The 26,746-nt window shown below is 43.3% G+C and carries 22 protein-coding genes and 2 tRNA genes; 7 read left to right on the top strand and 17 right to left on the bottom strand.

What is annotated here, in order from left to right; all coding sequences use genetic code 11:
* Positions 1-217 precede the first annotated feature (217 nt).
* The 8 genes from FTV41_RS00185 to FTV41_RS00150 are packed head-to-tail and all read right to left on the bottom strand — an operon-like array spanning position 218 to position 7,935.
* Complete coding sequence (locus FTV41_RS00185) at positions 218-1,069, bottom strand: hypothetical protein (protein WP_179995890.1); 852 nt, start codon at positions 1,067-1,069, stop codon at positions 218-220.
* 10 nt (positions 1,070-1,079) lie between these two features.
* Positions 1,080-2,159, bottom strand: a complete 1,080-nt coding sequence (aroB, locus tag FTV41_RS00180; protein ID WP_179995889.1) for a 3-dehydroquinate synthase — start codon at positions 2,157-2,159, stop codon at positions 1,080-1,082.
* Positions 2,160-2,177: 18 nt separating this feature from the next.
* On the bottom strand, positions 2,178-2,720 hold the full coding sequence (gene aroK / locus FTV41_RS00175) for a shikimate kinase AroK (protein ID WP_004974468.1): 543 nt from the start codon (positions 2,718-2,720) through the stop codon (positions 2,178-2,180).
* Between the two features lie 37 nt (positions 2,721-2,757).
* Positions 2,758-4,893 carry a type IV pilus secretin PilQ gene (locus FTV41_RS00170; RefSeq protein WP_179996007.1) on the bottom strand — a complete coding sequence of 712 codons (2,136 nt, stop codon included), beginning with the start codon at positions 4,891-4,893 and terminating at the stop codon, positions 2,758-2,760.
* A gap of 60 nt (positions 4,894-4,953) precedes the next feature.
* Positions 4,954-5,478, bottom strand: a complete 525-nt coding sequence (locus FTV41_RS00165) for a pilus assembly protein PilP (RefSeq protein WP_104852650.1) — start codon at positions 5,476-5,478, stop codon at positions 4,954-4,956.
* Positions 5,475-6,245 carry a type 4a pilus biogenesis protein PilO gene (locus FTV41_RS00160; protein ID WP_179995888.1) on the bottom strand — a complete coding sequence of 257 codons (771 nt, stop codon included), beginning with the start codon at positions 6,243-6,245 and terminating at the stop codon, positions 5,475-5,477. The genes FTV41_RS00165 and FTV41_RS00160 overlap by 4 nt, the downstream gene beginning before the upstream one ends.
* The gene (locus FTV41_RS00155; protein ID WP_179995887.1) at positions 6,242-6,877 is read right to left on the bottom strand and encodes a PilN domain-containing protein; all 636 of its coding nucleotides are present in this window, start codon (positions 6,875-6,877) and stop codon (positions 6,242-6,244) included. The genes FTV41_RS00160 and FTV41_RS00155 overlap by 4 nt, the downstream gene beginning before the upstream one ends.
* The gene (locus FTV41_RS00150) at positions 6,877-7,935 is read right to left on the bottom strand and encodes a pilus assembly protein PilM (RefSeq protein ID WP_004974460.1); all 1,059 of its coding nucleotides are present in this window, start codon (positions 7,933-7,935) and stop codon (positions 6,877-6,879) included. Before FTV41_RS00150 ends, FTV41_RS00155 begins: the two co-directional genes overlap by 1 nt.
* A 169-nt stretch (positions 7,936-8,104) precedes the next feature.
* Here FTV41_RS00150 and ponA point away from each other — a divergent pair, with 169 nt between their 5' ends.
* Positions 8,105-10,654, top strand: a complete 2,550-nt coding sequence (ponA, locus tag FTV41_RS00145; RefSeq protein WP_179995886.1) for a penicillin-binding protein PBP1a — start codon at positions 8,105-8,107, stop codon at positions 10,652-10,654.
* A 123-nt stretch (positions 10,655-10,777) separates the two neighbouring features.
* Here ponA and FTV41_RS00140 read toward each other — a convergent pair whose 3' ends face one another.
* The 8 genes from FTV41_RS00140 to FTV41_RS00105 all read right to left on the bottom strand — a co-directional run bounded on the left by FTV41_RS00140 (position 10,778) and on the right by FTV41_RS00105 (position 19,994).
* Positions 10,778-11,581, bottom strand: coding sequence for a putative RNA methyltransferase (locus tag FTV41_RS00140; protein WP_004974455.1), 804 nt, complete (start codon positions 11,579-11,581; stop codon positions 10,778-10,780).
* A 71-nt stretch (positions 11,582-11,652) separates the two neighbouring features.
* Positions 11,653-12,771, bottom strand: coding sequence for a phospho-N-acetylmuramoyl-pentapeptide-transferase (gene mraY, locus FTV41_RS00135; RefSeq protein ID WP_019836136.1), 1,119 nt, complete (start codon positions 12,769-12,771; stop codon positions 11,653-11,655).
* Entirely contained in the window at positions 12,772-14,181 is a 1,410-nt protein-coding gene (gene murF, locus FTV41_RS00130; RefSeq protein ID WP_179995885.1) for a UDP-N-acetylmuramoyl-tripeptide--D-alanyl-D-alanine ligase, read from the bottom strand. It abuts the gene before it with no gap.
* A gap of 9 nt (positions 14,182-14,190) precedes the next feature.
* The gene (locus FTV41_RS00125) at positions 14,191-15,684 is read right to left on the bottom strand and encodes a UDP-N-acetylmuramoyl-L-alanyl-D-glutamate--2,6-diaminopimelate ligase (RefSeq protein WP_179995884.1); all 1,494 of its coding nucleotides are present in this window, start codon (positions 15,682-15,684) and stop codon (positions 14,191-14,193) included.
* Between the two features lie 10 nt (positions 15,685-15,694).
* Entirely contained in the window at positions 15,695-17,518 is a 1,824-nt protein-coding gene (gene ftsI / locus FTV41_RS00120; protein WP_004974442.1) for a penicillin-binding protein PBP3, read from the bottom strand.
* Positions 17,519-17,530: 12 nt separating this feature from the next.
* Positions 17,531-17,860: a cell division protein FtsL gene (ftsL, locus tag FTV41_RS00115; RefSeq protein ID WP_136144459.1), complete on the bottom strand. Its 330-nt coding sequence runs from the start codon at positions 17,858-17,860 to the stop codon at positions 17,531-17,533.
* Between the two features lie 11 nt (positions 17,861-17,871).
* Positions 17,872-18,783 (bottom strand): 16S rRNA (cytosine(1402)-N(4))-methyltransferase RsmH, encoded by a 912-nt coding sequence (gene rsmH / locus FTV41_RS00110; protein WP_004974437.1) that lies wholly within the window; start codon positions 18,781-18,783, stop codon positions 17,872-17,874.
* Positions 18,784-18,980: 197 nt separating this feature from the next.
* Positions 18,981-19,994, bottom strand: a complete 1,014-nt coding sequence (locus FTV41_RS00105; protein WP_096901291.1) for a sulfate ABC transporter substrate-binding protein — start codon at positions 19,992-19,994, stop codon at positions 18,981-18,983.
* 504 nt (positions 19,995-20,498) lie between these two features.
* Between FTV41_RS00105 and FTV41_RS00100 the strand changes: the two genes are divergently transcribed.
* The 5 genes from FTV41_RS00100 (at position 20,499) to FTV41_RS00080 (ending at position 23,177) form a co-directional block, all read left to right on the top strand.
* Entirely contained in the window at positions 20,499-20,786 is a 288-nt protein-coding gene (locus FTV41_RS00100) for a hypothetical protein (protein WP_179995883.1), read from the top strand.
* Positions 20,787-20,927: 141 nt separating this feature from the next.
* On the top strand, positions 20,928-22,436 hold the full coding sequence (gene gltX, locus FTV41_RS00095; RefSeq protein ID WP_096901292.1) for a glutamate--tRNA ligase: 1,509 nt from the start codon (positions 20,928-20,930) through the stop codon (positions 22,434-22,436).
* Between the two features lie 57 nt (positions 22,437-22,493).
* Positions 22,494-22,569: transfer RNA gene (locus FTV41_RS00090), tRNA-Ala, on the top strand.
* A gap of 36 nt (positions 22,570-22,605) precedes the next feature.
* Positions 22,606-22,681 (top strand) — tRNA-Glu (locus FTV41_RS00085).
* A 154-nt stretch (positions 22,682-22,835) separates the two neighbouring features.
* Complete coding sequence (locus FTV41_RS00080) at positions 22,836-23,177, top strand: hypothetical protein (protein WP_004974430.1); 342 nt, start codon at positions 22,836-22,838, stop codon at positions 23,175-23,177.
* Between the two features lie 128 nt (positions 23,178-23,305).
* Here the strand turns inward: FTV41_RS00080 and ettA are convergent, their stop codons facing one another.
* The gene (gene ettA, locus FTV41_RS00075; protein ID WP_004974427.1) at positions 23,306-24,967 is read right to left on the bottom strand and encodes an energy-dependent translational throttle protein EttA; all 1,662 of its coding nucleotides are present in this window, start codon (positions 24,965-24,967) and stop codon (positions 23,306-23,308) included.
* A 281-nt stretch (positions 24,968-25,248) separates the two neighbouring features.
* Here ettA and FTV41_RS00070 point away from each other — a divergent pair, with 281 nt between their 5' ends.
* Complete coding sequence (locus FTV41_RS00070) at positions 25,249-26,526, top strand: O-acetylhomoserine aminocarboxypropyltransferase/cysteine synthase family protein (RefSeq protein ID WP_004974425.1); 1,278 nt, start codon at positions 25,249-25,251, stop codon at positions 26,524-26,526.
* The last annotated feature ends 220 nt before the right edge of the window (positions 26,527-26,746 follow it).

Raw genomic sequence — 26,746 nt, 5'->3', positions numbered from 1 at the left:
TTTTAAGTCAAATTCGCACTATTTTTGTGCATTTCATTATTTTTATACACCATGCTGCGCCATTTTAGAACGCATTTTTTAGTGAGAAGAATAATTTTTTTAGATCAAATTGGTGCAATTGAGCCAAAATAGCTCAATGCAAATAATAGACAAAAAGGATAAAGCTCAAGTAGCTATTTGAATGACTCGACTTGAGCTAAAAGAATATTGGAAGTGTTTATGATTGGTTAAAAGGATCGCGCACTTCAGGTTCAGGTGCATCTGGCTGAGCAGGTGCTGTACCACTTTGTGATTTTTGTACATCAACGACATTACCCTCCTGATCACGGCGGGTAATTGTAGTGCTGGTGGTACTATTTTGCGGTGCAACTGCCTGCGTAGTCGGTGCAGTCGTTGTGGTTGCAGGTGGACGTGCCAAAGCACTTTCATCTATTTTAGGCACAGCTGCTGGACGTAAATTTACCGCATATAGCTTAGTGCTCAGCCCCATTTCATCCGCCCCTAAATCATTGACATAAGGACGATAATCTGCAAATTGCACCACTACAGGCTGAATGGTTTCAGGAAATTTGAATGGCAGCGCTGTCAAAGCATGTGCAGCGTCACGTTTATTGCCAAAACTGCCATATAACATCACATATTGTTCAGCCTGCCCCTCACCGCTTAAACGAATATAAAACAGCTTGCTCCGATCTGTTTGCTTTTTAATAAAACTTTTAATGATGTTTTCATCATTGACCCGAAACAGTTCAATCGTGCTGTTATTTTTTTGTTCCTGAATAAATTTAGTACCGCGATATTCAGCCTCATGCAAACCAGAAGCTGTTAAACGCGTGGTGAGTTCCAAAGGGCGGACTTCTTCTTGCAAACCACCCAAATAGGTGGTTGCAGCAACCTTTTCGGGTTGAATTTGTAATTCAATTTCAGACTCTAGTTGTTTTTCAATTTCAACCAGTTCTTCACGGTCTGTCACCGCCCAAAAAATCAGTGCCGCCAATAAACACAGCACCGCGCCCAGCAACCAAATTGACTGTTGAATTTTTTGCCAGTGTGTACGCAGTGCTGTCATATGCTGCCTTTTATGCTTGATTGGCTAAAATCGCCTGTTTCATCAATTCTAAGTCAAACTCTTTGGTGATGATGGCTTGACCCAATTGCTTCATGAGCACCAAACGTAATTGACCATTCAGCACTTTTTTATCGTGTGCCATATAAGCCAAAAACTGATCCAGTGGAATTTGCGGACATACTATCGGTAAATTGGCACGAGAAATGATATTTTTTGTACGCTCTACATCTGCGACAGAAATCCAGCCCATACGCTGTGATAAATCGGCTGCCATCACCATCCCTGTCGCAACAGCTTCACCATGTAACCATTTACCATAGCCCAAATAAGATTCAATCGCGTGTCCGAAGGTGTGCCCAAGATTCAATAAAGCGCGTTCACCTTGCTCTTTTTCATCATTAGCAACAATACGTGCTTTATGTGCACATGAACGATATACCGCTTCTGCCAGTACAGCAGGATCACGCGCCACTAATGCTTCCATGTGCGTTTCAAGCCATTCTAGAAACTCGACATCACCCAAAAGCGCATATTTAATGACTTCGGCTAGGCCTGCAGACAACTCACGCTCAGGTAAAGTATTCAGTTGCGACATATCTGCCAACACCACTTGGGGCTGCTGAAATGCACCAATCATGTTTTTACCCAGCGGATGATTAATCCCTGTTTTGCCACCGACACTGGAATCGACTTGTGACAGTAAAGTAGTTGGTACTTGAACGAAGTACACCCCACGCTGAAAGCTTGCCGAAGCAAAACCTGCCATATCTCCAATCACGCCACCGCCCAAAGCCAGCACCGTACAATCACGGTTAAAACCAGCTTCCAGCAAGGCATCAAAAATAAGGGTGAGATGCTGAATATCTTTGTATTTTTCTCCATCAGGCAAAATACAGGTTGCCACTTTCTTGCCCAGTGCTTCAACAGCCGTCACATAGTGATTTAAATACAAAGGTGCAACCGTGGTATTGGTCACAATCATGACTTGCTGACCTTTAATATAAGGTGCAAGTAATTCTTGGGGCTGAAGATCACTGCCAATAAAAATTGGGTAACGGCGATCGCCGAGTTCAACGTGTAAAGTCTGCATGAAAAAGTCGCTTTCTACCTAAGATATTTGCTCTGAAACAATCGTATTTAAGATTTTTTGCGCCAAATCTCGCGCAGCACCCTGATTGGTTTCAATAATATAATGTGCCACCTCACGATACAACGGATCACGCACTGCAAGCAAATCACGTAATCTTTGTTCGGGGTTTTCGACTTGAAGTAAAGGACGGTTTTTATCGCGATAGGTTCGCTGAAGTTGAATTTCGACAGGGGTATATAGATAAACAACAATACCACGTTGTTTTAAGAAGTCTCGATTCGGGGCTTGAGTCACCGCACCGCCACCTGTAGCAAGTACAAGTTTATGCCGTGTGGTTAACTCATCAATAACCGCTGTTTCACGACTACGAAACCCTTGTTCACCTTCTTTTTCAAAGATCCAAGGAATCGTAGCGCCTGTTTTGCGTTCAATTTCATGATCACTGTCTAGAAATTCACGCCCTAACAATTCCGCCAAATGGCGTCCTACAGTGGTTTTGCCTGCCCCCATCGGCCCTACCAAATAGATATTTGGTAGGGTGTCAAACTCTTTGCTTAGCAAGGAGTCACCTATAAATTTTGTTTAAATTGAAAATATATTAATGATTTCTTGAAACACTGTCATTAACAATTCGTGGTGTAACAAAAATCAGCAACTCACGTTTGTTGTCCGACTTGATATCTTTACGGAATAAACGTCCGATATAAGGAATATCGCCCAAGAATGGAACTTTGGTTTGTGAGTTAGCCGTTTGTTGCTCAAAAATACCACCCAAGACCACAGTTTCACCATTATCTACCAAAACGTTGGTATTCACCGCGTTCTTGTTAATGGTGAGCTGACCTGTAGGTGTAGGTGCACCTGGTGAGTCACTGGTGATATTTAATTGCATTTGGACTTTACCGTCAGGCGTGATACTTGGGGTCACATCCAAACTTAAAGTCGCATCAATGAATTCTGTAGTAGATACGGCATTGACACCACCACCTTCAGAAGATTGATACGGAATTTGCGTACCCGATGCCACTTTGGCATTTTGCTTATCTGCAGTCAGAACTTTTGGTGTCGAAATCACTTCACCGTAACCATCTGCTTGTAATGCCGACAACTCCAAATCGAGCATAAAGTCAGACAAGCTGATTAAACCAAATGCAATACGGCTGGCACCTGGACTGGTCACACCCAAATCGACATTCAGGTTTTGTGGACGTTCAATTTCGTACTTCCAACCACCCGTATCACTATCTTTTTCTGGTTCACGCAAGTTCCACAAAGTCGTATCGCTACCACCCACCAACAAGTGGTTATTATTGGTAATCCCTTGTGACAAGATGCCCCACTTCACCCCCATTTCCTTGGTGAAATCTGTGGTTGCACGAACAATACGTGCTTCAATCATCACCTGCTTCACAGATACATCTAGCAAATCAATCATTTGACGAATCTGATCAATTTTTGCCGATGTATCGTTGATGATTAAGGTATTGGTACGTGGATCTACCGACACTGTACCGCGTGGACTCAACAAGCTACCAACGCTATCGCCTAATGGATCAGTACCTGTATTGGTATTTGAACCACCACGTGATGCATTCTTGCCTTGCGTAATTAGTTTTTCAATATCTGCCGCTTTGGCATAGTTCAATTGAATATATTCAGTTTGTAGTGGCGCCAGTTTCACACTTTGCGCAATCGCTTTGGCTTCTTCTTCTTCGGCTTTAATCAATTCAGAAACAGGTGCAATCCAAATCACGTTGCCATTACGACGCTTATCTAAGTTTTTGGTTTTCAGGATAATATCTAAAGCCTGATCCCAAGGTACATCTTTTAAACGTAAGGTAATGTTGCCTTGCACAGTGTCTGCTGCCACCATGTTAATGCCTGTGAAATCAGCCAATAACTGCAATACACGACGCACTTCGATGTCTTGGAAATCCAGTGAAATCTTTTTGCCTGTATAGCTTTGCGCTGCACGCGGTTTAAACGGGTTTTTATCGACAGGGCGTTTTAAGCTGATGGTTAGCTTGTCTTCTGCTTGATACGCCATATATTCATAGCTGCCTGCAGCTTGAATGGTAATCACGCCATTGCTGCCATCATTATGTGCATCAATGGTCGACACAGGTGTTGCAAAATCATTTACATTTAAACGGCGTGCCAAATGTGTTGGTACTTTATTGCCTAAAGTACGCACCACAATTTTGCTGCCTTGCTGCTGCACATCTACAGGCGTATTGCTACCGAGTAGATCAATCACCACCTGACCTTCACCTTCACCGCCACGCTGGAAACCAATATTGGATACACCTTGCGCACTACGTTGGGCAGTCACGGCAGCCACAGGGGTTGCCGTTGTTGAGTTGATTTTTAAAATAAAGGTGTTGCCTTCAACACGCGTGGTAAATGCGCCCGCATCGGCCAAGTTCACAGTTAAACGTGAACGCTGTGCATCTGAGCTTACCTCTACAGAGCTGGCTTCTTTGGTCGCGACTGCAACGCTGTTTTGCTTCAGCGTTTGTTGCGCTTTATCAAAATCTAAAATCAAGCGGGAAGGTTGTTCCAGCTGATATGCTGCAGGTTGAGGTGGCAAACCATTAAACATGACACGAATTTCGGTGCCCTGTCCCGGAATTTGCATGGGTACGATGTTGGTAATGCTGACTTGGGCATTGGCAACTTGCATCACTGCCATTGCGACTGCGCCCATTGAAAACTGACGGAACAAATTGTTCATTGTATTACCATCCCCAAAAATAAAATCTTTCACACTGTTATTCATTTTTATTCCTTTAATTTATGGCGCAGGCCCAATTAAAACTAAACTTCTTGGACGTTCTACATAACCTTCACGACCATCTGGAATAATTTCGATTAAATCAATTTGTGTAGGTGTAATATTCACCACACGACCATGATTTACCCCCATATAGCTACCACGCTGGATACGCTCAATTTCACCATCAGGTGTTTGAATCAATGCCAAAATTTGACCATTTTGACGCATACTGCCTTTCATAGTCAGTGACTCAAGTGCGTAATTTTCCAGTGGTTGTAACTGGCGAGCAAGGTTCGGATAAACGCGCTTCCCTGCCATAATTTTAAGCTCTGCCGCCAATGAACTTGGCATAAATGGGCTTTTGAGCTGGTGTGCTGCATAGTTAAAGGTTGGTGCAGGCTCAAACACAGGTGCAGGTTCAATGGGTAGTGGTGGCTGATTACGAATTTCAGCCATTTGTGCATTGACTGCATCAATCCGTGAATCACAACCAACCATTAATACAGTTGCCAACAGGGCTAACGAAAGCTTTTCAATTTTCATTTTTTACCCCTTTTCGCAGTATTATTTACTCTTTTATTACTCTTCTCGCTATTCGCAGCAGTATCGGTTGCACTGCTTTCCATTGTAGTTTGCGCATCTGCACTGCCTACATAACGATAAGTTTTTGCATGCGCTTTATAGGTTACTTGCGGAATATCGGTTTTCTTGTCTTTATTTTCAGTCGCCACAATTTCAAAGTCGTGCATGGTCACAATACGTGGCAATGCTGCTGTACCGCTTACGAATGAACCAAAGGCATGATAATCGCCTGTCGCTTCAATTGAAATTGGCTGTTCAATAAAGAACTCTTGTTTAATTTCATTCTCTAAACGAATGTTTTTAAACTTCAAACCTGAATTCACGCCTGTCACGTTAATATCTTCAACTAAACCTGGAATTTCAGTTTCTTTTGGCAATTGTTCAAGTTGTTGGTTAAAGTTCGCTTCCATTTCTTGTAATTGCGCTTGGTATTGCTGCAAATTACGCAATTTAGAATCTTTTTCACGGAACTCATTTAACAAGTTTTGTTCTTGTGTATGTGCTGCTGCAATGGCATCTAACTTTGGCTTGATTACGACAAAGTAACCTAAAGCTAGAATCAGGAAAATAATAAAAATCCAGCAGGTAATTTTGACCGAAAGTGGCCAAGCACCATAATTGTTAGGATCTAGGGTATTGAACTGTTGAAAAAACTTTTCAACTGTCATTTTCTTTTTCGGAGCAACAGCAGCATCCTGATTTACTTCATCAAATTCATCGAGACTCATTGTGCTGCCCCCGCTGCTGATGTTGAATTAGATTCTGTTGGTGTTACTGGAATTGCAATTTCTTCTAAATCTGAAGTTACTACAAAAGTACCGTAACTTTCCTCTACACGAGGAACCACAGAGCTTGGTGCTTTATCTTTATTTTCTTCTTTGGCTAAGAATGAATTCATAAATGCATTGCGATACCACGGCGATGCTTCCAAATTACGCAAGAATTCAGCCACAGTATTTGGACTTTCAGCCTTGCCTTCAAAAGTGAATTTATTGCCTGTACGGCTCACTTTGGTTAAGTACATATTGCTTGGTGTCACACGCACCAATTCATCCACCAAACGCACGGCAATTGGACGCTGACTTTGTAAGCCCTGAATAAGCTTCATGCGCTCAACAATAGCATTACGCTGTTCTTGCAAGCCTTCTAAAGATTTTAATTGTACATCTAGGTTTTGGTTGGTACTGATCACCAATTGATTGGCTTGTTCTTGATCTTGTAACTTCGCGTTGTAGAAGAACCACGCCAAAGCCACCAATAACATCCCAACAGCAGCTGCTGCAATACAAAATACAATAAATTCTTTTTTACGTTTTTCTCTTAGCTCATCGCGCCAAGGGAGTAAGTTAATCTTTGCCATTAATCAAAACTCCTCATTGCTAAACCACATGCCACCATCAAGGATGGTGCATCACTTTCAATTCTTTTAATGTCGATTTGTGGAGAGAAGCCCATTTGCAAGAATGGATTGGCAATGGTCACACGGTAGCCCAGTTTTTGCTGCAATAATTTCGCAAGACCTGGAATATTGGCATTCCCCCCTGCCAATAAAATGTGATCAATTTCGTTAAATTGTGAAGATGAAAAGAAGAACTGCAATGAACGTGCGGCTTGTTGTACCACAGCCTCCAAGAACGGCTCCAACACCTCAACGTCGTAATCATCTGGCAAGGTACGGCTCTTTTTGGCACGTCCCGCTTCTTCATACGATAAACCATAACGGTTTTGAATTTCTTGTGTCAGCTGCTTACCGCCAAAGGTTTGCTCGCGGGTATAAATAATTTTGTTATTTTGCAGTACCGACAAGGTGGTCATGGTATGACCAATATCCAAAATACCAATGGTGTTCACACCCATTGGCAGGGTATCGGAGAACACTTTAAAGGCATTTTCGATGGCAAAACTTTCGACATCGGCAATTTTGGCTGTCAAGCCGCCCAACTCCAATGCTTCTACTCGTGCTTCTACGTTTTCTAAACGTGTTGCAACCAGTAACACATTGACTCGGTTTGGATTGGCTAAACGGTCTGGTTGGACTTCAAAGTCTAGGCTGACTTCATCTAATGGGAATGGAATATATTGCTCGGCGTCCATACGAATTTGAACTTCACGCTCATCGCTAGTCATATCTGCATCCATTTCAATGATTTTGGTAATTACCATTGATGTTGGAATTGCTAAGGCTGCAGATGTAGATTGCGTGTTTGCTAAGTTCAATGCACGTTCAAGCGCATCCCCGACTGCTTCTGGATTGAGAATGTTTTTTTCGACCACACTGCCTTCTGGAAGTGGGACCAGCGCATAGCTCTCGACCCAGTATCTACCATTCTTAACAGAGAGTTCTAATAACTTAACAGAAGTAGAACTAATATCTACACCTATTAACCCCTTACTTGGCTTACGATATAACCTACGCACAATAGTACCATTCCTATTATTTTTTTATCCCCAAAAAAATTTAACCTACTAATCCGCGCTGGTCTATAATTTTTTACGGATACAATAATTCATCTAACAATCCGTAAATCTACTCGCTATACTGACCAGCAATTAGTTTGCTATTAGCGCTTATTAAAACGCACTTGTTATGAAAAAGCTATCTTGTTCGGGTCGTGTTCATCCATTTTTTTTGATCATAATTATAATTTTGGTCGCAATACCGATGGGTTTCTATGGCATGTATCTCTATATTGCCCCATCTTTGCCAGAAATGACCACCTTAAAAAAAGCGCCATTATTAAAACCATTACAGGTTTATAGTGCCGATAATGAGCTAATTGCCGAGTATGGCGGCAAGCTTTCTGTGCCTGTCGATTATGAACATATTCCTGAAAAATTCATTTTTGCGTTCTTAGCAGCCGAAGATTCTGCCTTTTTTGAACACAGTGGGATTAGCTTCAAAGGCTTAGGGCGCGCGTTGAGCGAGGCGGTAACAGGCTCCAATGTGCAAACTGGCGGCTCAACCATTACCATGCAAGTGGCAAAAAACTATTATCTCAGCCCTGATCGTACTTTAAAGCGTAAACTCACCGAAATCTTTTTAGCGCGTAAAATTGAACAAAACCTGAGCAAAGAAGAAATTTTGACCTTATACGTCAATAAAATCTTTTTGGGTAAAAATGCCTATGGCATCGCGGCAGCTGCCAAAATTTATTACAACAAAAGCCTAGAAGAACTGTCGATTGCACAAATGGCGATGATTGCAGGCCTACCTAAAGCACCTTCGCGCTACAATCCCGTGGTAAATCCTGAGCGTGCTTTGGAGCGTCGCAACTGGATTTTGGGACGTATGCTGCAACTGGGCTATATCAACCAAAATGAATACCAAAAAGCCATTGCTGAACCGATTAATTTAGATATGCCAGACCGCAGCATCAGCAATAAACATCCGTATATTGGTGAAATGGTGCGTGCTGAACTGGTCAGTAAATTTGGTGAACAAGCGGTTGATTCGGGCTATAAAGTTTACACCACGGTAGACAGCAAACGTCAAATGTACGCAGAACAGGCGGTACAAGAAGGCTTAGAAGCCTATGACCGTCGCCACGGCTGGCGTGGTGCAGAGGCACACGACAAACCGCTGAATGAGTTTCGTGCTTATGCCAACACCTACCCTGCGCAAGTCAGCAAAGTGCTGAATAATTCTTTTGAAGCGTTAATGCAAGATGGCACAACAGTTACTGTACCATGGTCAGGTATGTCTTGGGCGCGCCCCTATCGCAATGCCAACAGTGTAGGCAATGCGCCAAGTCGTGCGGCACAGATTGTAAAAGTCAAAGATATTGTCCGTTTACGTCCAAATGAAAATAAAACCGCTTGGTCATTGGTACAAGTACCGAAAGTGCAAGGTCAATTGGTCGCAATTAACCCGAATAATGGCGCCATTGAAGCGTTGGTCGGTGGATACAACTTCTATCAATCTAAGTTCAACCGTACTTTACAAGGTTGGCGTCAACCGGGTTCCACCATCAAACCTTTTGTGTATGCTCTGGCTTTAGAGCGTGGTATGACGCCACACACCATGGTCAATGACAGTCCAATCACCATTGGTAAATGGTCACCACGTAACTCCGATGGTCGCCATTTAGGCATGATTCCGTTACGTCGTGCTCTCTATTTATCTCGTAACACGGTTTCGGTACGCTTATTACAAGAAGTCGGTATTGAGCGTACCCGCCAACTATTCATGGATTTTGGTTTGCAGGAAGATCAGATTCCACGTAACTACACTATTGCATTGGGTACACCACAAGTTTTGCCTATTCAAATGGCCACGGGCTATGCCACTTTTGCCAACGGTGGTTACCGTATTCAACCGCACTTCATTAACCGTATTGAAGATGCTTATGGCAAAGTGATTTATCAAGCTAATCCTGAATATGCGTGTATTGCTTGTATTAATGCCAAAGAACAAACGTTGGAAAGTGCCGAAGCCACTACACCAGATGATGAAGTGATTGAAGTCACCAATAAAAAACTGGCACAAGCTGAACAATATCCGAACTTATTGGCAGAGCGTAGTCAGTACAAACAGGCACAACGTATTTTAAAATCTAGCTCGGCGTATGATATGTCCAATATTTTACGTGACGTGATTCAACACGGTACTGGACGTGCTGCACTTAGAATTGGTCGTGGTGATATTGGTGGTAAAACAGGAACCACCAACGATGCCAAAGACGCTTGGTTCGCAGGTTTCAATGGTAAACTGGTGACCGTAGCTTGGGTCGGCTTTGACCAACCGACCACTTTAGGACGTCGTGAATACGGTGGTATCGCAGCGCTGCCAATTTGGACAGACTTTATGGGTAATGCACTCAAAGGCACACCTGAAGCTTGGGTCAGTTTGGACAGCAAAGCCAAAGCGCCACAGCGTGAACTCAATCAAATGAGCGCAGAACAACAGCAGGATTATCGTGCTTCACCGCCATTGGCACGACCATTGTATCGACCTGCACCTGCAGCACCAGTACGCGCGCCTGAGCGTGATTTTGACGACTTACCAGGCGAGGAAGTGTTAATTCCTGACAATGCTGCACCGCCTGCCATGCAAGCGCCAAGCAACAACCCTGCTAAACCCAATGCAGCCAAACCTGCTCCCGATGCATTAGAAAACTTAATTGATGAAGTCTTATAACCGCAGATAAGCAGTCAGAAAAAAGCCCTCATTTACAAAAATAAGGGCTTTTTTATGGGTACAACTTAAACTTTACTGACAGTCAGTTTTTCAAAAGTATGAGTTTGACAGAAGCACTCAAACTTACTTTTTCTGAAACAGATAAATTTGATGCTGTGCTGTCACATCAAATTGGGTTTGTTGTTCCAAGGTCTGACGACGCTCTGCTTTGGCTTTGTAAGCATAAGGTGTCATGGCAATTAAATGATTTAAATCGCTTTGATTGAGCTGCAACGGCGTTTCCACCACGCTAGCATCGACTAAATCAAAGGCATCTTGTAATTGAGCGATAAATTTTTCAGGTTCATGCGGCTTCACTTCTTCAAACAAAGCTTGACGCATCGCCAATAAATGCTCAGGCGCAGGCGTTACTACCAACAAATAGCCTTGTGGTTTTAAAACCCGTAAAATTTCCTGTTGCGGAATTGGGCTAAACAAGCTGGCACATAAATCAATACAATGTTCTAAAACAGGCAAAGTTGCCCCTGTCCCCACCACCCAAGTCACTGCGGGATTCAGTTTCGCCGCCACTTGTACGGCATTCTTGGCAATATCCACCCCGACACACTGCAACACTTCGCCTTGCATGGCAGCGGTGTAATAGCCTTCACCACAGCCAATATCCAACAAATTTTCGATGCGTAAGGTGCGAATTTTTTGCACCACTGCCTGTTGCAAGGGCGCATAATGCCCTGCACTTAAAAATGCGCGACGTGCCTGCACCGAAGCAGGTGTATCCCCCGGATTTTTACTGTGCTTATGCTGCACCACATGCAAATTGACGTAGCCTTGTTTCGCAACATCATAGCTGTGATTGTTGGCACAACGCCACGTTCGATCATGCAGTTGCAATACCTGACGACACACAGGACACATCAGCAAATTCATCATTTTCTCCAGAGTGAACCACATAAAAAAGTCGGCGAGTGCCGACTTTTAAAATTTTCGGTTGGATAGGCTTAACGTAATTTTAAAGTCATTAAACCTAAAACCACCAGCATAATTGTGATAATCCAGAAACGAATCACCACTTGAGTTTCACGCCAGCCTTTCTTTTCATAGTGGTGATGCAACGGCGCCATTAAGAATACCCGTTTATTGCGCATACGTAGTGAGCCAATTTGCAGGAATACCGAAATCGCTTCAACCACAAACACTCCGCCCATAATCGCAAACACGATTTCCTGACGTACCATCACGGCAATCGTACCCAGCATTGCCCCCAAAGACAGTGCACCGACATCGCCCATAAAGACTTGTGCAGGATGCGCGTTATACCACAAGAAGGCCAAGCCCGCACCAATCATCGCGGCACAGATTACCACCAACTCAGACGCATATTTCACATAAGGGATATGCAGATAATCGGCAAAACGAACATCCCCCGCTAAGTAGGCAAAGACGCCCAAACCTGCCGCAACCAACACGATTGGCATAATTGCCAAACCATCTAAACCATCAGTCAGGTTCACCGCATTTGAGGCACCGTTAATTACCAAATAGGTAAAGATAATGAAGCCAATACCGAGTGGAATCAACGACAATGGAATGCTGAAATCTTTAAAAAATGGAATCAACACATCCAGCATATCTGCGGTTTGTGCAGGATTTGGCTGTTGGGTTGCAATCACATACAACGCAATACCCGCACCCAATGATGCTACCGAAGTCCAGAAGAATTTTTTACGCGCAGGCAAACCCGCATTGTCTTTGTAGCGAATTTTAATCCAATCATCTGCCCAGCCTACAGCGCCAAAAATGACCATGACCGCCAGTACAATCCAGACGTAAGGGTTAGATAAATCTGCCCATAATAGGGTCGAAATACCAATGGAAAGCAGGATTAATACCCCGCCCATGGTTGGCGTACCCATTTTTTTGGCATGCCCTTCAGGTGCATAAGAGCTGACTGCCTGACCGTATTTTAATGCTTGCAGTTTACGAATCATCACAGGGCCTAGCACCAAACCGATGCCAAGCGCAGTCAATACACTCAGTAATGAACGTAATGTTAAATAACGAACCACCTGAAACGAGCTGTTATAGCCCGCCAGCTGCTCAAATAACCATAACAGCATTTAAATTTTCTCCATCAATGCAGCCATCAACGTTTCCATATGGGTATAACGAGAACCTTTAAATAGGAAACTCATGGACTGAGGTTGATGTGTTTTTACCAGATCAATTAAAAACGGCAAGGCTTGTTCTTGAGTGACAAAAGCCTGTAATTTTTTTCCATATTGGGTACTACGTGCACCTTCTTGGGTCGCTGGTGCAAATTCACCGACTGCCACCACAAAGTTGATGCCACGAATAGACACCAAATCACGCCCCAACATATAGTGCTGTTGTGCTGCGCTATTGCCCAGCTCACCAATATCACCAATTACCATAACTCGCACACCTGTTTGCTGTGCAAGGACTTCACCTGCAGCACGCATAGAGGTTGGATTGGCATTATAGGTGTCATCAATGAATAAATGTGTGCCTTGCTGAATAAAGTTCAAACGGCCTTTTGCCCCCTGTGCCTGTTCCAAGCCTGCGACAATATCATCTAAACTTACGCCAATTGCCAGTGCAAAAGTAGCAGCAGCCGTAGCATTCTGAACATTGTGTTCACCCGCGAATGGCAAGTGAATCTGACGCACACCTTGGGCAGTATTTAAACAAAAACTTGCCGATTGTGGCTGCAACTGAATGTCTGTCGCAAACACATCACCGCCTGCACCAAAACTTAGACGCTGTTCTGACTGAACCGCTTGCTGAATCTGTTCGGCAAAATCATCTGCAGCAGGGACAATCGCTGTACCTTGCGAGGCAATATGTGCATAAATTTCAGACTTGGCCCGACAAATACCATCACGCCCACCAAACTCACCCAAATGCGCAGTACCAATATTGATAATGCCTGCCACCTGCGGCTGCACCAAGTTTGAGGTGTAATCGATTTCACCTTGATGACTGGCGCCCAATTCCATCACTGCATATTGATGGCTAGCATTCAACTCCAATAACATCATCGGCACACCCAAGTCATTATTCAGGTTGCCACGGGTAATTAAAGTCGGTGCCAAACGTGACAAAATACTACCGAGCATTTCTTTAGTGGTGGTTTTACCGCTACTGCCTGTTAACGCAATCACTTTTAAGTGTGGATGTTGCTGACGACGAAATGCGCCCAAGTGTCCTAAGGCTAAACGGGTATCAGGCACGACCAATTGGCAAATATCTGCGTCTACAGGCTGGCTGACAATTGCCATAGAACAGCCCTGAGTCGCTACTTGTGCCACAAAATCATGCGCATCAAAACGCTCACCTTTTAAAGCCAAAAAGGCATCGCCTGCTTCAGCATGGCGTGAATCGGTTAAAATACGTTTAATCTCGCCTTGCGGTGCTTGCCCATTGAACCAATAACCCTGTGTTGCCTGTTTGAGTTGTTCGGCAGTCCAAGGTTCTAAAATTGCGGTACTGGTGGTGGAAGTGTGCATACAAATTCCTTATTGGGCAGGATAAGCAGAAGGTGAACAATGTTGTGCATCAATCGCAGATTGCACTTCAACCACATCATCAAACCAGTGTCTTACCCCATCTATTTCTTGATAATTTTCATGACCTTTGCCTGCAATCAAGACAATATCGCCTGACTGTGCATGTTTGACTGCATATTTAATCGCTTCACGACGATCATGAATTTCATGGCTCTGCGCTACCGACAAATCGACACCTGTCTGCATATCGGCAAAAATTTGCAAAGGATCTTCTGTACGCGGGTTATCAGAAGTCAAAAGCACAACATTGGCATAGTCCAATGCCGCTTGGGTCATCAGTGGGCGTTTACCACGATCCCGATCTCCACCGCAGCCAAACACCGCCCAAAGCTGTGCACTGACATGGCGTTTTAAGGTTTGCAACACTTGAATTAGGGCATCTGGCGTGTGGGCATAATCCACCACAAATAAACGCTCTGCATCACGCAACACTTGCATACGCCCCGGTGCGCCTTTGAGTTGTGCAGTCGTGTGTATTAAGTCCTGCAATGCAAAACCTGCTTGCTCTGCTGCGATTAAACTCGCCAGCAAATTTTCAACATTAAAATGTCCGAGCAACGGACTTTGCACCATATATTCTGCCGTAGCAGTTTGTAGATGGAAACGTACACCATTCAGACTGTATTCAATCTGCTGCACTTGATAATCTGCCGCCTGCTGCGTGGAATAAGTCAAAATTTTCGGTTGCGCAGGGTTCTGTTGCGCCGCTTGCAACATGATCCCAGCATATTCATCATCTAAATTGACAATTGCAACTTTTAAACTGGCAAACTGAAACAGCATGGCTTTGGCTGCAGCATACGCCTCTAAAGTACCGTGATAATCCAAATGATCACGGCTCAGGTTGCTATATACCGCAATTTCAATATCGCAGCCATTTAAGCGCCCTTGCTCCAAACCATGTGAACTGGCTTCAATTGCGGCAAATTTTGCCCCCTGTTGTGCATAGCTGTATAAAGCATTTTGCAGTTGCAAGGCATCTAAAGTGGTATGTGTTGAAGCTTCCAAATTAGGCAAAATTCCGTTGCCTGTGGTGCCCATTACCGCACAGCGTTGGGCTTGTAACATTAACAACTCAGCAATTAAGCGGGAAATCGTGGTTTTACCATTGGTGCCCGTGACTGCAAGCATACGCGCTAAAGGTACAGGCTGTCGTGCTTGTAAATATTGTTTTTGCCACTGTCCCATGCGCTGACGCACATCTGGCACCACCAAATTATTGGCAACTGCCAGTTCAGTTTCCGAAATCACCGCCAAAGCACCTTGATCTAAAGCGGCTTGTGCAAATTGTGCGGTTTTTTCAGGCTGCGACAAACTGGTCAGGGCAATAAAAATTTGCCCTGCTGTCACATGGCGGCTGTCAAGTTGAAAGCCCTGAAAGTCTTGTGTCATCCAATCTGCAACGCGAGAACTGCGATAAATATGTTGAAAGCTGATAGACATGCGTCACCTGTTATTGGATGTTGGGAGTTTCTAAAGGTTTATCTAAAGGTACGTTCATTAAACGTAAAGATTCTTGCATCACACGAGCAAATACAGGCGCTGCCACCAAACCACCATAATACTGTCCTGTTGGATTTTCCACCACGACCACCATGGCTAAACGCGGATCACTGACCGGTGCAACCCCAGCAAACAAGGCACGATATTCAGTCTGTGAATAGCCTTTGCGGTCTGCGCGAAGTTTATGCGCTGTTCCCGTTTTACCTGCAACCCGATAGCCTGGAATATTGGCTTGACGTGCCGTACCACCGGGTAACGTTACGGCTTCCATCATCAGTAGAACTTGATCGGCAATTTTAGCATCAACAATTTGTTCGCCTTTAGGCTGTTCTTCTAATTTGTATAAACTCAGCGGCATTTTTACGCCTTTATTGGCAAGCATGGCATAGGCATCTGCCAATTGCAGCACAGTGGCGTTCAAACCATAACCATAAGACATGGTCGCCACTTCCGACACATTCCACTTGCTTGGCGGCAAAATTAAACCTGCACTTTCACCCGGAAATTTCACTGCAGAACGCGCACCAAACCCTAAACGCTTATAAAAAGTCGGTAAGGTTGCATACGGTAAAGATAAAGCAATTTTCGCCACACCCACGTTTGACGATTTTTGGATAATTCCCGCCAAAGTCAGTGAGCCATAATTGTGGGTATCACGAATGGTGTGATTACCCACCCGCATTGAACCACCACTTAAATTGACCACGGTATTCGGTGAATATTTGCCACTTTCCAGTGCCATTGCCACCGTCATAGGCTTCATGGTCGAACCCGGTTCAAAGGAATCCACCGCACCACGGTTACGCATGGCATCTTTATTGGACAAACTTTTTTTGTCATTCGGGTTATACGACGGCCAACTGGTCATCGCCAAAATTTCACCCGTTTTCACATCTACCGCAATTGCTGTGGCTGAACGGGCATTATTTGCCACCCCTGCTGCAGTCAATTCACGATACATAATGTATTGCAAACGTGAGTCGATACTCAGGGTAATATTTTCGCCCGGTTCAACCTCTCTCACCACTTCTGGGTCTTTGACACGGTTACCCTTTTTATCGCGCACGATTTGCTGTTCGCCATCCACGCCTGCCAAGCGGGTATTTAGCTGCATTTCCAAGCCTTCAATGCCTGTGCCTTCACTATTGGTCAAACCAATAATTTGTGCATTCGGCTGTGGCTGCGGGTAATAACGCTTATAGTTTTTCTCGGTATATACCCCTTGGAAATTACGTTTTAGAATCAGCTCTGCCTGTTGCGGCGGCACTTCTTTTTGTAAAACCAAATAACGTGAACGCGGACGCTCGTTCATTTTATTTTTCAGTTCTTGGCGATCCATCCCAACTGCATCGGCAAGTTCATCTAAATTCAAGTTTTTATCTGGCAATTGACGCTGCAATTTACGACTGGTCGGATTTTTTTCCAGCTCTGCGGTAATTTCATCAAACAGCTTTTTATTGTCAAAATAATCACGTGGATCAATCACCACTTTCATTACAGGGGTACTAATTGCCAAAGGCACACCGTGGCGATCATAAATCACCCCGCGCATAGCTTTGAGCTTTTCTGTTCTTAAAATATTGGCATTGGCTTTGTTTTGTAAAAAGTCATGGTTCACAATTTGCACATAAAAAGCACGTCCCACCAGTGCCACGAACACCAGCAGTACCACAGCCCACATTAAGTAAAAACGCCACATTTCTACATGAATGGCATTTTTTCCAGTTACCGATTGCTGTTTCTTTCGGGTTTGCTTTTTACGCGTATCGACCATGTGCAACTCGCCTTATTGTTGTTCTGAGGTTGTAGGCAAAGAAATCACCACAGTTTGCGGTGCGGGCGGTGAATACATACGCAGTTGCGTCACCGCACGGGTGCCAATTTGTGCAGTTGCACCAAAGGTCTGCTGTTCAATTAACAAACGCCCCCATTCGGCATTTAAGTCATCTCGCTCGCGCATATAAGAACTCAGCTCACGATAATCATGGCGATATTCAAACACTTGAAACACCACCATAATCGCGCTGATAAATACCAGCGCCAATAAAATAAAATAGGCGACCATTTTTTTCAGTCGCACTTGAGATTGATTTTTTTTAACGGTTTCAGTTTTCATTATTGGCCTTTTCAAGCTAATCGTTCTGCAACACGTAGCCATGCGCTGCGTGAGCGTGGATTGGCTTTGACTTCTTCATCACTGGCACGCACACGTGAGATTTTTTTCAATCGACGTGTATCTTGTTGCTGTTGTGGCAAGCCCCAACCTGAATCTTCAGGCAGGCTCGATTCTTTTTGAATAAACTGTTTAATTAAACGATCTTCCAAAGAGTGGAAGCTAATTACAGCCAAACGACCTTCGGGTTTTAATACCTCAACCGCCTGCGGTAAGAAGTTTTCAATATCTTCTAATTCTTTATTAATCGCAATACGAATTGCCTGAAAAGTACGCGTTGCAGCGTGTTTGTTTTTTTCCCACTTCGGATGGGCAACTTTTACAATTTCAGCCAATTGTGCGGTAGTTTCAATATAACCCGCCTGTTTAATGGCTTTGGCAATACGGCGGCTATAACGCTCTTCACCATATTGAAAAATCACATTGGCTAAGGCTTCTTCTTCAATATCCACCAGCCATTCTGCCGCAGTCGGGCCTTGTGAGTTGTCCATACGCATATCAAGCGGGCCATCTTTCATAAAGCTAAAACCGCGTTCTGCCTGATCTAGCTGTGGTGACGACACGCCTAAATCGGCCATCACACCATCGACCTGAGTGACGCCCAAATCATTCAACGCTTGCTGCATATCGGCAAAACTGGCATGAATAATCTGAAAGCGCGAATCTTGCTGCGCCAATTCTGCTGCCACGGCCAAAGCTTGTGGATCTTTATCAAAGGCATAGACTCGTGCCTGCGCATCCAATTTGGATAACAACAAACGCGTGTGTCCACCTCGTCCAAAGGTGGCATCGACATAAATTCCTGTATTGCGATCTGCCAACACGGCATCAACAGTTTCATGAAGTAATACAGAAATATGCGACATAAGGTTCAATCAATACAGCTAAAATGTAACTGCACATTATTACCTTGTTTTGGCAAAGCTCCAAACGTCTTTTTGTAGATAAATATTACTTTCCATAGGGAAAACCGTTTTTGACTTTTTTAAAGCACAAAAAAATCTCCGTAGAGATTTTTTTGTGTGCCAATCCAATAAAAGATTAGCCGAAAATGGATATCTGTTTAACGCTTAGTATTATAAATTTGGTCGAAAATTGCACCATTCACAAAATGGGTTTTTTGTGCATTTTCCCAACCACCGAACACTTCATCAATGGTGAAAGTTTTTAATTTCGGGAATTGTGCTGCATATTTTGCAAGGACTTTTTCATTACGTGGACGGTAGAAATGCTTAGCCGCCATTTCCTGACCTAAAGGTGAATATAAATAGTTGATATAGCCTGTCGCTAACCATTTATTGCCATTTTTTTCTACTGTGCGGTCTACGATTGCCACCGAAGGTTCAGTCAAAATAGAAATAGATGGATAAACAATATCAAACTTGTCTTTGCCTAAGGTTTTTAAAGTTACAAGGGCTTCATTTTCCCAAGTCAACAACACATCACCAATGCCACGTTCAGCAAATGTAGTCATCGACGCACGTGCTGCCGAATCCATCACTTTTACATTGTGGTACATCTTGCCCACAAATTCTTGCGCTTTGGCCTTAGAGCCGCCCGGCTGCTTTTCTGCATAACCCCAAGCCGATAAATACACCCAACGTGGCAAACCACCTGTTTTCGGGTTAGGGGTAATAATTTGTACGCCTGGTTTGGTTAAGTCATTCCAGTCTTTAATGTTTTTCGGATTGCCTTTACGCACCATAAAGACGATGGTCGAGGTATAAGGCGCAGAGTTATGAGGAAATTCTTTTTGCCAACCTGCTTGGATTTGACCTGACTTTACAATTTCTTCAATGTCATTCGCCAATGCCAAAGTTACGACATCGCCCTTTAAACCATCGACCACAGAACGCGCTTGCTTGCCTGAACCACCATGTGATTGTTTAAAGTTGACGTCTAAACCTGTACGTTTTTTCCAGTACTGACCAAACGACTTGTTAAATTCATCATAAAATTCGCGGGTCGCATCATACGATACATTTAAAAACTGACGATCTGCAGCCTGAGCAGTCGTTGCAGCAAAACCTGTTGCCAATAGCGCAGCAGCCAATAAAGCTTTCAATTGAGTTTTCATTACAGCACACATCACCTTTAATCTGTCGCTCAATATATGCAATGCTCAGGCGCTGCGCAATTTGTAAAAAACATGCAAAAAATGATTAAATTCAAATAATTTAGCTTTAATTAATTGTTTTTAATCAATTTAATTCAAGATGCGGCGTTTATTCCAAATTTATACCTTTTTATGGATTAGATATATGAAAAGTGAATAAAACTTTGATCCGTTTTTAGACTCAACGGTAAAATAAGCGACATCACAGCAATCAAACCCGCTTCAAAACTATTTTATTGTGACTTTTGTAACAATCTTCACGATATCTCCACAGTTGTTTGTTACAACATGTTCTAAATCAAAGATCATCTGAAAAATCGGTATATAGTGAGTAAATGATGATAAAGATCTTATTAAGAGTGTGACGCAAATCTACTTTTGTTATGATTTTTGTGATTAAATATTAAAGTGATTAAAACAATTTATAAATTGTGAGTTCACTCATAAAGGAAAGGGGGAATCAAAATGAAATCTAAACTCATGTTCGCAGTATTACTCAGCTTAAGTACAGTCGGTCACAGTGCAGTGATCCAATCTGCTGAAAGCAAAACCAATTTAACTGAGGCAAAAGGCTCTTTAATTGAAAAAGCCATTACCCAGCAAAAACAGGCAGACAAGCAAAAGTTTGAATCGAATAATGATTTAAAAGTGCTGACTTCAATTAATCTTGCCCCAACTCAAAATTTCTTTGCCTTGCAAAATCAGCGTTTTAGCCGTTTCGTACAAGCCTTATTCCCGCAAGGTAACTCATAAGTCTGCATCAAACTCACTGCCTTTAATCCCCTTTTCAAATGCAGTTGAAACGCCCAAGTACAGAATGTTGAATTTAACATTAAGTACTTGGGCTTTTTCGTTATAATGGTTGCAATTTACATTTTGAATTAATTTTTGCTTATGACTGTTCGTACTCGTATCGCGCCTTCTCCTACTGGTTTCCCGCACGTGGGAACAGCGTATATCGCCTTGTTTAACTTATGTTTTGCCAAACAACACGGTGGTGAATTTATTCTTCGTATTGAAGATACTGACCAACTGCGCTCAACCCCTGAATCTGAAAAAATGATTTTGGATTCATTGCGTTGGTTAGGCTTAAATTGGGCAGAAGGTCCAGATATCGGCGGCCCACATGCACCGTATCGCCAATCTGAACGTATGGATATTTATAAGCAATACGCCTTGCAATTGGTTGAACAAGGGCATGCTTTCTATTGCTTCGCTACTAGCGAAGAACTAGATCAAATGCGTGCAGAACAACAAGCACGTGGTGAAAGCCCGCGCTACGATGGTCGTGGTTTAAACTTGTCTGCAGATGAAGTGCAGCGTCGTTTAGCGGCAGGCGAAGCGCATGTTATTCGTATGAAAGTGCCAACCGAAGGCGTATGTAAATTTAATGACATGCTGCGCGGTGAAGTGGAAATTCCATGGGCGCAAGTCGATATGCAAATTTTGCTGAAAACAGATGGCTTGCCAACTTACCATTTGGCCAACGTGGTCGATGACCATTTGATGCAAATCACTCACGTGATTCGTGGTGAAGAATGGATTCCATCGGCACCGAAACACCAATTGCTTTATCAATATTTTGGTTGGGATATGCCTGTGTTATGCCACATGCCATTGTTGCGTAACCCAGACAAATCAAAATTATCTAAACGTAAAAACCCAACTTCAATCAACTACTACAAAGACATTGGCGTATTACCTGAAGCTTTGCTGAACTATTTAGGTCGCATGGGTTGGTCAATGCCAGATGAAAGTGAAAAATTCACCTTAGCCGAAATGATTGAACACTTTGATATTCAACGTGTTTCACTAGGCGGCCCTATCTTTGATGTGGAAAAACTCAATTGGCTGAATGGTCAATGGATTAAAGCGCTTTCACCTGCTGAGCTGTTAGATACCTTATTGGCTTGGAAAGCAGATCGTGCCAAATTGGAAGAGATTGCTGCCGCGATTCAACCGCGTATTAATTTACTCTCAGAAGCGGTCAATTGGTCTGCACATTACTTCAACCATTTCCCAAGCTTGAGCAAGGAACAGTTTGAAAGTAAAAAACTGTCTGAAGAACAAGTGCGTCAAAGCCTACAATTTGCAATTTGGCGTTTAGAAAGTCTATTTACTTGGAACAACGACACGGTGAGCCAAACCCTAATGGATTTAGCCAACCAAATGGAAATCAAATTGCGTGATTTCATGCCTGCGTTCTTTATTGCAATTGCAGGTTCAACCGCATCTACACCTGTGATGCAAACCATGGTCACCATTGGTCCTGACCTGACCTTTGCGCGTTTGCGTCATGCCTTAGAAGTGGTTGGCGGACCAAGCAAAAAAGAAGTAAAAGTCTGGGAAAAACTGAATGAAAGCATCAAATTGCCGAAAAATGATGCAATTGATCCAGCTTAATTCATTTTTTTGTTGACGTGTGCGCGCAATAGCCCTAATATTGCGCTCACACAGACTGGGGTCATAGCTCAGTTGGTAGAGCGCTACAATGGCATTGTAGAGGTCAGCGGTTCGATCCCGCTTGACTCCACCAAGTTTAAATAAGGCTTTACCTGTGTTGCCTCATCAAGTCCCTATCGTCTAGAGGCCTAGGACATCGCCCTTTCACGGCGGTAACCGGGGTTCGAATCCCCGTAGGGACGCCATATTCAAGATGAATATAAATTCACTTATCTTCATCTTATAAAGAAGCTCAAGCAATGACTTGGGCTTTTTTATTGCCCTGTTTTCTGACAGACTGTTTTTGATTTGCCGTACATTTGGTTAGAATAACGATCAGATTAGAATTTTGGAGTTGTAATGCAATACCGATGCCCTAAATGTCAAAGCCCAAAAATCATGCCTGTTGCGCAGGCAGGTCAAACAACACCGCGTCCTGTGGTGCCAAAAAGCTTGGTGATGCTTATTCCAGCGGTATTTGTCTTATTACTTCTTGTCTTGATCAGTATCGCCATGTGGATTTTTGGTGATGGTGCAGGCACAACCTTACAAAGCATTACTGTGGCGGTATTTGTGCTGTGTGTAATTGCAGGTTTCTTGTTTTATCGTGATTTGCCTGATTTCAAAATTTCTATGCAAGCCTTTATGCAGTCACAAAAAAAATGGAAGTGCCGTGAATGTGCACATGAGTGGGAAGTTTAAACCTCACTGGTCTACATCTAGATTAAGAAAAATGTTGCTAGGTTGATCACAAGACCACATCATCGAGCAAATATAAAAAAACCAGCCTTCTCGGCTGGTTTTTTTAATGAGAACTCAAGTTTTTAGACTTAAGCGCCAATTTTACGGTATTTGCTACGTTTGGTTGCCAGATCATCACCATATTTCTTACGGCGATATTCTTCAAACTCAGTATAGTTACCTGTAAAGAATTCTGGTTGCTCATCTTCGAATGACAAGATGTGCGTTGCAATACGGTCTAGGAACCAACGGTCGTGCGATACCACCATCACTGTACCTGGGAAGACTAAAATTGCATCTTCCAGTGCACGTAAAGTTTCAATATCCAAGTCGTTTGATGGCTCATCCAGCAAGATCACGTTTGCGCCCTGCTGTAGAATTTTTGCCAGTTGTAAACGGTTACGCTCACCACCCGACAATTCACCAACGCGTTTTTGCTGATCCTGACCTTTAAAGTTAAAGCGACCAATATAAGCACGCGATGCAATTTCATAATCGCCCACTTTCAAAATGTCTAAACCGCCAGAAACTTCTTCCCAAACAGTTTTGTCATCATCTAGAGTGTCACGAATCTGACCGACATAAGCCACTTTTACCGAGTCACCTAAAGTCACGCTGCCCGTATCAGGTTGCTGCTCGCCAGTCATCATACGGAATAAAGTCGTTTTACCCGCACCGTTTGGACCGACAATCCCCACAATCGCTGCAGGCGGCACAGTAAAGGAAAGGTTTTCGTAAAGTAAGCGATCACCAAATGACTTGCTGATGTTTTCCACTTCCACCACTTTGTTCCCTAAACGTGGGCCAGGTGGAATATAAATTTCAGAAGTTTCGTTACGCTGTTGGAATTCACGCGAGTTAAGCTCTTCAAAACGCTCCATACGCGCTTTGTTTTTCTTTTGCTGGCCTTTCGCATTGGAACGTACCCATTCCAATTCTTTTTTCAAGGCTTTAGCAAAAGATTCTTCTTGCTTCTGTTCTTGCTCTAAACGGTTATTTTTCTGCTCTAACCATGAAGAGTAGTTACCTTGATATGGAATACCATGTCCACGGTCAAGTTCTAAAATCCATTCTGCAACGTTATCCAAGAAGTAACGGTCGTGGGTAATTGCCACAATCGTACCCGGGAAGTCTTTTAAGAAACGCTCTAACCAAGATACAGATTCTGCATCCAAGTGGTTCGTCGGCTCGTCTAGAAGCAGCATGTCTGGTTTAGACAATAACAAACGGCATAAAGCCACACGACGACGCTCACCACCCGATAATTTGTTAACATCAGCATCCCAAGCTGGCAAATTTAATGCTGCCGCTGCTTGTTCAAGCTGATTGTTCAGGTTGTGTGCATCCCAAGTTTGGATAATCGCTTCTAACTTCTCTTGCTCTTTTGCAAGTTTGTCGAAATCTGCATCTGGATCTGCATATTCTGCAAAAACTTGGTCTAAACGCTCTAAAGCATCTAAAGCTTCACGCACACCATCTTCCACGTTGCCGCGTACATCTTTGCTCGGGTCTAGTGGTGGTTCTTGCTCAAGATAACCAATTTTGATGCCTGGCTGTGCACGAGCTTCACCAGAGAAATCTTTATCTACGCCCGCCATAATACGGAGCAAAGTCGATTTACCTGCACCGTTTAAACCAAGCACACCAATTTTCGCACCTGGGAAAAATGATAAGGAGATGTCTTTCAAGATTTCGCGCTTAGGCGGAACCATTTTCGACACTCGGTTCATCGTATAAATATATTGGGCCACGTAGGACTCCTCAATAGAAAACCAAATCTGGGGCTCAGATGAGCAGCCCCTGCTCTAATGAGCGAAAAAATAATCGGGTATTATACCTGAATACGGAGAAAAAATAAGACACCACAAACATCTTGCATGCTTTGTTACAACTCTAGCGATCAGCGGATAAGCACAGGACTTTTTGCCTGCTATATCAAATTTACAGCTAAATATTGCAGCATTTTTACACTTTCTTTCATATTTAAAAGTGCTAGACTCAAACCAATTTAACTCACGAAGATGAAGTAAACATGACCTATAAAGACGAAACTTTGGCCATTCATGCAGGCTATAGCCCAGAACCAACCACCAAAGCCGTGGCTGTGCCTATTTACCAAACCACTTCTTATGCCTTTGATAATACGCAACATGGTGCCGATTTATTTGATTTAAAAGTACAAGGCAATATTTACACCCGTATTATGAACCCAACCACTGCAGTATTGGAGCAACGTGTTGCAGCACTTGAAGGCGGGATTGGCGCATTGGCTTTAGCATCGGGTATGGCTGCAATTACCTACGCAATTCAGACCATTACCGAAGCAGGCGATAACATTGCTTCAGTATCAACTTTATACGGCGGTACTTACAACTTATTTGCCCACACCTTGCCTAAACAAGGCATTGAAGTACGTTTCTTCGATTATCAACAGCCTGAAAGCTTACGCGACCTGATTGATGACAAAACCAAACTGGTCTTTGTAGAATCCATTGGTAACCCATTGGGCAATATTATTGACCTTGAAGCGATTGCGAAAATTGCGCACGAATACGGCATTCCAGTGGTGGTGGATAACACTGTAGCCACGCCTGTCTTGCAAAAATCATTTGATTTTGGCGCAGACATCATCATTCACTCACTGACCAAATATATTGGTGGTCACGGTACGTCTATTGGCGGCATTATTGTCGATAGCGGTAAATTCCCTTGGGGCAAATATCCTGAGCGTTTTAAAGCCTTAAATACACCTGACCCAAGTTACCATGGTGTGAACTATGTAGAAGCCTTAGGCGCTGCAGCATTTATTGCACGTGCACGTGTAGTACCACTACGCAATACAGGTGCAGCGATTAGCCCGCATAACGTATTCCTAATTTTACAAGGTTTAGAAACCTTAAGCCTGCGTATGGAACGCCATACTGAAAACGCGCAAAAAGTAGCGGAATATTTACAGGCACATCCAAAAGTGAAATGGGTCAATTACGCCGGTTTAAAAGATCACCCACAACATGCGTTGGCACAAAAATATGTGAAAGGCAAACCTTCTGCAATTCTGTCTTTTGGCGTGCAAGATGGTCGAGAGGGCGGAACTCGCTTTATTGATGCGCTGCAATTATTCACCCGCTTGGTCAATATTGGCGATGCTAAGAGTCTGGCTTGCCACCCTGCGACCACCACTCACCGTCAGTTGAGTGCAGATGAACTCAAGGCTGCAGGTGTAAGTGAAGATATGGTGCGCTTGTCCATCGGGATTGAACATGCCGATGACTTAATTGCCGATTTAGAGCAAGCTTTAGCAGCCGTATAAAAACTCATCAGTTCAAGCTTTGTACTGGCATCCTGCAGATTAATTTCAACAGGATGCTTTTTTATTTTAATTTTTCTTTGTATGTCTTTGCATTAGCTTTATTTCATGGTAAAAATAAAGATATACAGCTCACAAAAATAGAGCAATTACTCTAAATTCATTTTTAAATTCAACCACTTATTCCATAGCTTTTTTTATGCAATCGGCTATCATAAAGCCA

It is taken from the genome of Acinetobacter sp. YH16051, assembly GCF_013417135.1.
GTDB lineage: Bacteria > Pseudomonadota > Gammaproteobacteria > Pseudomonadales > Moraxellaceae > Acinetobacter > Acinetobacter towneri.
Note: the sequence above shows the minus strand (reverse complement) of the source record. Positions and strands in the feature narration are given on the sequence as shown.

What these genes read in the sequence shown, in the direction of transcription:
- FTV41_RS00185 (WP_179995890.1), bottom strand. Translation starts at nt 1,069, where the DNA reads ATGACAGCACTGCGTACACACTGGCAAAAAATTCAACAGTCAATTTGG.
- FTV41_RS00105 (WP_096901291.1), bottom strand. Translation starts at nt 19,994, where the DNA reads ATGAAAACTCAATTGAAAGCTTTATTGGCTGCTGCGCTATTGGCAACA.
- FTV41_RS00070 (WP_004974425.1), top strand. Translation starts at nt 25,249, where the DNA reads ATGACCTATAAAGACGAAACTTTGGCCATTCATGCAGGCTATAGCCCA.
- FTV41_RS00170 (WP_179996007.1), bottom strand. Translation starts at nt 4,893, where the DNA reads ATGAACAATTTGTTCCGTCAGTTTTCAATGGGCGCAGTCGCAATGGCA.
- rsmH (WP_004974437.1), bottom strand. Translation starts at nt 18,783, where the DNA reads ATGTCGCATATTTCTGTATTACTTCATGAAACTGTTGATGCCGTGTTG.
- FTV41_RS00160 (WP_179995888.1), bottom strand. Translation starts at nt 6,245, where the DNA reads ATGAGTCTCGATGAATTTGATGAAGTAAATCAGGATGCTGCTGTTGCT.
- mraY (WP_019836136.1), bottom strand. Translation starts at nt 12,771, where the DNA reads ATGCTGTTATGGTTATTTGAGCAGCTGGCGGGCTATAACAGCTCGTTT.
- ftsI (WP_004974442.1), bottom strand. Translation starts at nt 17,518, where the DNA reads ATGGTCGATACGCGTAAAAAGCAAACCCGAAAGAAACAGCAATCGGTA.
- FTV41_RS00165 (WP_104852650.1), bottom strand. Translation starts at nt 5,478, where the DNA reads ATGAAAATTGAAAAGCTTTCGTTAGCCCTGTTGGCAACTGTATTAATG.
- gltX (WP_096901292.1), top strand. Translation starts at nt 20,928, where the DNA reads ATGACTGTTCGTACTCGTATCGCGCCTTCTCCTACTGGTTTCCCGCAC.
- ftsL (WP_136144459.1), bottom strand. Translation starts at nt 17,860, where the DNA reads ATGAAAACTGAAACCGTTAAAAAAAATCAATCTCAAGTGCGACTGAAA.
- ponA (WP_179995886.1), top strand. Translation starts at nt 8,105, where the DNA reads ATGAAAAAGCTATCTTGTTCGGGTCGTGTTCATCCATTTTTTTTGATC.
- FTV41_RS00125 (WP_179995884.1), bottom strand. Translation starts at nt 15,684, where the DNA reads ATGTCTATCAGCTTTCAACATATTTATCGCAGTTCTCGCGTTGCAGAT.
- murF (WP_179995885.1), bottom strand. Translation starts at nt 14,181, where the DNA reads ATGCACACTTCCACCACCAGTACCGCAATTTTAGAACCTTGGACTGCC.
- FTV41_RS00080 (WP_004974430.1), top strand. Translation starts at nt 22,836, where the DNA reads ATGCAATACCGATGCCCTAAATGTCAAAGCCCAAAAATCATGCCTGTT.
- FTV41_RS00140 (WP_004974455.1), bottom strand. Translation starts at nt 11,581, where the DNA reads ATGAATTTGCTGATGTGTCCTGTGTGTCGTCAGGTATTGCAACTGCAT.
- FTV41_RS00100 (WP_179995883.1), top strand. Translation starts at nt 20,499, where the DNA reads ATGAAATCTAAACTCATGTTCGCAGTATTACTCAGCTTAAGTACAGTC.
- aroB (WP_179995889.1), bottom strand. Translation starts at nt 2,159, where the DNA reads ATGCAGACTTTACACGTTGAACTCGGCGATCGCCGTTACCCAATTTTT.
- FTV41_RS00155 (WP_179995887.1), bottom strand. Translation starts at nt 6,877, where the DNA reads ATGGCAAAGATTAACTTACTCCCTTGGCGCGATGAGCTAAGAGAAAAA.